Raw genomic sequence first — 4,910 nt, 5'->3', positions numbered from 1 at the left:
GTCGGCGTGGGGGTGAGGGTCGGAGTCGGCGTGGGGGTCGGGGTGGGCGTTCGGGTGGGGGTCGGGGTGGCCCGCTGGCGGGTCGGGGTGGGCGTCGGCTCCGGGGTGCCCGTCTCGGGGGCGGGGGTCTGCGAGGCGCTCGTCTCGGGGCCGCCGGTCTCCGGCTCGCCGCTGGACGGCACGACGGCGCCCGAGGAGTCGCCGGTCGCGCTCTCGGGCGGCGAGGTGACCGGCTCCGGTGTGTCGCTCCCGGTGGCCGGGGGAGGGCCCAGCTCGGGCGGCGACTGGGAGGGCACGGCCGCGGCCACGTCGATGGGTTTCGGATCGCGCTCACGGTTGGCCAGCACGATCACCGCGGCGACGGCCACCACGGTGGCCAGGCCCGCGCCCATGGCCAGCCGTACCGAGTTCTGGCGCGCCCCGCGGATCGCCCCGCGGAACACCGTCTGCGCGAACGAGGTGGTGACGTCGGCGGGAGGCGTCTGCGGCATGGGCAGGAGCAGGGCGAGCAGCGCCACCAGCGCGGCCAGCCGCCGCCGGCCGCGCTCCTCCCAGTCCTCGCCGTAGGCGGCCCGCGCCGTCTCCTCCAGCTCCGCCACGAACGCCTCCGCGCTCGTCGGCCGGTCGGCCGGGTCCTTGGCCAGCCCGCGCATGAGCAGCTCGCGCACCGGCTCGGGCGCGTCGTGCACCGGGATCGGGGCGTACACGTGCTGGTAGCCGAGCACGCTCGGCTCGGTCGAGCGGTAGGGACGGTGACCGGTCAGGCACTCGAAGAACACGGCCGTGGCCGCGTACACGTCGGTCGCGGGCGTGGCCGGCGCGCCCGCCCACAGCTCCGGCGCCATGTACGGGGGCGTGCCCTCGGGGTGCGAGGCCGTGCCCTCGCGTACGGCGATGCCGAAGTCGACGAGCTTGCTCACCCCGTCGTGGCGGACGATGACGTTCTCGGGCTTGTAGTCGCGGTGCACGAGGCGCATCGCGTGCGCCCGGGCGAGGCCCAGCAGGGAGCCCTTGAGCACGACCAGCGCGGCCTCGGGGCCCGTCGTGCCGTTCTCGCGCAGCAGGGCCCGCAGCGAGACGCCGTTGACCAGCTCCATGACGATGGCCGCGCCCTCGGGCTCCTGGACGTATTCCCAGAGCGTGGCGATGTGCTGGTCGCGCAGCGTCACCAGGACGCGGGCCTCCGCCTGGAAGCGGGCCAGCGAATGCGGATCGCGGCGCAGCTCCGCCGAAAGATATTTGATCGCGACCTTCACGCCGGTCTCGTCGTGCACGGCGAGCACGACTCTGCCGCTGGCGCCCGCGCCGAGCTGCTTGACCTCCGTGTAGCCGGGAGCACTCCACTCCATCTGCCTGCCTCCCATCAGGAGTCGGCCCACCTGATGAGACGCACGATCCAGGGAAAAAGTTTGCCAGGTGGTTCCTGAACCATGGAACTACCGTCGGCCGCCGATGTGAACAGGTACGCCGATACCTTCTCGGAGCAGCGGGTCGGGCACCGGCACCCCCCAGGACGTCACCAGGGGCAGCACCCCGGCCCAGACGGGGAGCTCGTAGTCCTCCTCGTCGTCGCCCGGCCCGCCGGTCCTGATCTTGACTGACGCCTCCTCCAGCGACAGTGCCAGCACGGCCGTCGCGGCCAGCTCCTTGCGTGACGGCTGCCGGGCGTAGTCCCACTGGCCCGGCGCGAGCTGCTCGGTCACCGCCCGGAGCCCCTCCAGCCGCTCGTCCTCGTCCGTCACCTGCCTGGCCCGGCCGTAGACGACCGCGGAGCGGTAGTTGACGGAGTGGTGGAAGACCGACCGGGCAAGCACGATGCCGTCCACGTGCGTGACCGTGAGGCAGACCTCGGCGCCGTCGGCCGCCCGCAGCGAGCGCGCGCCGGTGGATCCGTGCAGGTAGAGCGTCTCACCGACGCGCCCGTAGCCCGTGGGCACCACCATCGGGTGCCCGTCCACCACCACGCCCAGGTGGCAGACCAGTCCGGTGTCGAGCACCTCGTACAGGTCGTCTCTGTCGGCGCTGCCGCGCTGCTTCAGGCGTCCGAGCTGGGTGCGGGGTGTGGTGGAGAGCATGAATAGACGGTATTCGCCGAGTGGACCTATCCTGTAGTGCCACTATTGACCGCTTTCTGGAGACCACTTTCCGTGCGTAGCGTCGTCGACCTGCCCGTGTCCCTGGACCGGCGCTCCCCGGTCCCGCTCTCCGCGCAGCTGGCCGACTGGCTGCGCGGGGCCATGCTGGCGGGCACGCTCGCGCCCGGCGAGCGGCTGCCGTCCTCGCGCGGGCTGGCGGCCCAGCTCGCGGTGAGCAGGACGGTGATCACGGAAGCGTTCCAGCAGCTCTACGCCGAGGGCTGGCTGGAGGGACGGCACGGCTCGGGCACGTTCGTCGCGCCCCTGGAGACGCCGCGGCGAGCCGTCCCCGCGCCCGCGCCCGTCCCCCCTGTTCCCGCACCGCTTCCCGTCCCCCCTGTTCCCGCACCGGTTCCCGTCCCCCCTGTTCCCGCACCGGTTCCCGTCCCCCCTGTTCCCGCACCGCTTCCCGTCCCCCCTGTTCCCGTCCCCGCGCCCGCACCAGTTCTCGTCCCCGCGCCCGTCCCCGCGCCCGTGCCTGTATCCGTGCCTGGGCCCGAGCGGGTGCCGGATCCGGCCGGGGACGAGGGCGTGCGGTGGATCGACCTCAGGCCCGGCCATCCCTGGGTACGCGACTACGACCGGGCCGCCTGGAAGCGGGCCTGGCGCAGGGCCGCCGACCTCCCGCCCGGCGACCGCCCCGACCCGTACGGCCTGCCCCGCCTGCGCGAGCTGCTGGCCGACCACCTCCGGCGCTCGCGGGCCGTCGCCGTCGGCCCGCGGAACATCCTGGTCACCAGGGGCACCGGCAACGGTCTGGACCTGTGCGCGCTGGCGCTGCTCGGCCGGGGCGCCCGCGCGGGAGTCGAGGAGCCCGGCTACCGGGTGGCGCGGACCGTGCTCGCCGCCAGGGGAGCCGAGCTGGTGCCGTGCCCGGTGGACGAGCACGGTGTGATCGTCGACGACCTGCCCGCCGATCTCGGCCTCCTCTACACCACCCCCGCCCACCAGTACCCGCTCGGCGGCCGGCTGCCGATCCCGCGCCGCGAACGCCTGCTGGCCTGGGCCAGGCGCACCGGCGCGACGATCCTGGAGGACGACTACGACGCCGAGTTCCGCTACGACGTCGCCCCGCTGCCCGCCCTGTTCGGCCTGGACCCGTCGCGGGTGGTGCTGCTCGGCACCCTGTCGAAGACGCTGGCCCCCGATGTCGGCGTCGGCTGGCTGGTGGGCTCGGAGGAACTCCTCGACAGGGTCGCCCGTACGCGCGAGGACCTGGGCGACCGCACCAGCGGGCCGGTCCAGCAGGCCGTGGCCACCCTGCTCGAACGCGGCGACCTGGACCGCCATCTGCGCCGCATGCGGCTGGAGTACGCGCGCCGCCGCGCGGTCATCGTCGAGGCGCTCGGCGGCGTGTGCCGCCTGCACGGCGACACGGCGGGGCTGCACGTGCTCGCCGAGCTGCCCGCCGAGGCAGTGGTCCCGGTCGTCGCCGCCGCGCGCGACGCGGGCGTCCTCCTCGACACCGTCGAGCGCCACCACCTCGGTCCGCCGCGGGTGCACGGGCTCGTCATCGGCTACGGCTCCGCCTCGCTCGCCGAGGTGCGCCGCGGCTGCGGGATCCTGGCGCGACTCGTTGCGCGGCAAACCGAATGCCGTTCTAATGTTGTCCCATGACCGTACCCGGCCTTGACTGGCCCCGCCTGGTCGACTGGATGGCCGCGCACGTCCCCAGCGCGGGCGAGCCTCTGCGGGCCTCGCTGATCTCCGGCGGCAAGTCGAACCTCACCTACCTCGTGGAGGCGAGCGAGCGGCCTGTCGTGCTGCGCCGGCCGCCGCTCGGCCACGTGCTGCCGACCGCGCACGACATGCGGCGCGAGTGGCGGGTCATCTCCGCCCTGGCGGAGACGCCCGTGCCGGTCCCGCCCGCGCTCGCGTTCTGCCCTGACGAGGACGTCATCGGCGCCCCGTTCTACGTGATGGGCCACGTCGACGGCACGGCCGTGCGCACCAGGGAGGACCTCGGCGATCCACCGCCGGCACAGGCGCGGCGGCTCGGGGAACGGCTGGCCGAGATCCTCGCCGCCATCCACGCCGTCGACTACGGGGAGGCCGGGCTCGGCGACTTCGGCCGCCCCGACGGGTACCTGGCCAGGCAGCTCCAGCGCTGGGAGCAGCAGTGGGAACGGTCGAAGGCCGCCGACGTGCCCGAGTACGACCGCCTGGTCGCGAGGCTGCGCGAGCGCATGCCCGCGACCTCGGCGAGCACCCTCGTGCACGGCGACTACCGGCTGGACAACACGCTGGTGCGGCTCGACCCCCAGCCCCCGGAGATCCAGGCCGTGGTCGACTGGGAGATGTCCACGCTCGGCGACCCGCTGGCCGACCTCGGACTGACCCTGGCCTACTGGCACGACCCCGGAGACGACGAGCGCGCCGCGGTGCCGGTCGCGGGTGACGTGACCCTCGCGCCCGGGTTCCTCAGCGCCGCCGAGTTCGCCGCGCACTACGCCAAGGCGTCCGGCAGGGACATCGCCGACCTGCACTTCTACGTCGCCTTCGGCAACTTCAAGCTCGCCGTCATCGTCGAGGGTATCCACGCCCGCTTCAGGCAGGGTAAGACCGTTGGGGAGGGCTTCGACGGCCTCGGAGCCGCCATGCCCACCCTGATCGCACGTGCCCACCGCATGCTCGACCAGGAGGCCTGATCATGAGCTCAGTGGCATTGATCACAGGCGCGGCCAGCGGCATCGGGGCCGCCGTGGCCCGGCGGCTGGCCGACGGCGGCGCGCGGTGCGTGCTCGTCGACATCGACCGGCCCGCCGCCGAGCGCCT

At 73.9% G+C, this 4,910-nt stretch carries 5 protein-coding genes; 3 read left to right on the top strand and 2 right to left on the bottom strand.

The window, feature by feature from the left end; genetic code table 11:
* A partial coding sequence (locus DQW85_RS27630) for a serine/threonine-protein kinase (RefSeq protein ID WP_205315453.1) occupies positions 1-1,364 on the bottom strand: 1,364 nt, incomplete at its 3' end.
* Between the two features lie 72 nt (positions 1,365-1,436).
* On the bottom strand, positions 1,437-2,075 hold the full coding sequence (locus DQW85_RS27625; RefSeq protein WP_113702829.1) for a pyridoxamine 5'-phosphate oxidase family protein: 639 nt from the start codon (positions 2,073-2,075) through the stop codon (positions 1,437-1,439).
* A gap of 72 nt (positions 2,076-2,147) precedes the next feature.
* On the opposite strand from DQW85_RS27625, the gene DQW85_RS27620 reads away from it, so the two are divergent.
* From DQW85_RS27620 to DQW85_RS27610, 3 genes are all read left to right on the top strand, one after another.
* Positions 2,148-3,752, top strand: coding sequence for an aminotransferase-like domain-containing protein (locus tag DQW85_RS27620; RefSeq protein WP_240197464.1), 1,605 nt, complete (start codon positions 2,148-2,150; stop codon positions 3,750-3,752).
* Complete coding sequence (locus tag DQW85_RS27615) at positions 3,749-4,783, top strand: phosphotransferase family protein (protein ID WP_113702828.1); 1,035 nt, start codon at positions 3,749-3,751, stop codon at positions 4,781-4,783. Before DQW85_RS27620 ends, DQW85_RS27615 begins: the two co-directional genes overlap by 4 nt.
* A gap of 2 nt (positions 4,784-4,785) precedes the next feature.
* A partial coding sequence (locus DQW85_RS27610) for an SDR family NAD(P)-dependent oxidoreductase (RefSeq protein WP_113702830.1) occupies positions 4,786-4,910 on the top strand: 125 nt, incomplete at its 3' end.

Origin of the sequence: Nonomuraea lactucae, assembly GCF_003313395.1 — a bacterium.
GTDB lineage: Bacteria > Actinomycetota > Actinomycetes > Streptosporangiales > Streptosporangiaceae > Nonomuraea > Nonomuraea lactucae.
The sequence above is the reverse complement of the archived record's forward strand: the minus strand, read 5'-3'. Positions and strand labels throughout refer to the sequence as shown.